This is a genomic window from Pseudomonas sp. HY13-MNA-CIBAN-0226 (assembly GCF_040310305.1).
GTDB lineage: Bacteria > Pseudomonadota > Gammaproteobacteria > Pseudomonadales > Pseudomonadaceae > Aquipseudomonas > Aquipseudomonas gregormendelii.
Map to the genome: position 1 here is coordinate 1 of NZ_JBEOPS010000335.1, position 263 is coordinate 263.

At 44.9% G+C, this 263-nt stretch carries 1 protein-coding gene; it reads right to left on the reverse strand.

What is annotated here, in order from left to right; translation table 11 throughout:
• On the reverse strand, positions 1-199 hold a 199-nt coding region (locus AAEZ05_RS28990; RefSeq protein WP_350650063.1), incomplete at its 3' end, for a hypothetical protein.
• Between the last annotated feature and the right edge of the window lie 64 nt (positions 200-263).

Below are 263 nucleotides of genomic sequence, written 5' to 3' on the forward strand. Positions count from 1 at the left end.
CTATGACGCTCACCAGATACTCACTGGCAAGCTGCACATAGCTTGGTTTAAAGATGTTAGCGTTATGAATATCGCTATTTTCAGAACCTAGCTTTGAATCCAAGCCTGATTTTGACTGCTTACTAGCGCCGTTATCAACGCTACTGCCTTTATTAACACCAATACTGTCATCATTATGAGCGGTGACAAACTGATGCATGATTTGACTCATGTCCTCAACGAGCAGAGATTTGGCTGTGTCGCTACCCAGTGCACGGCGCAGT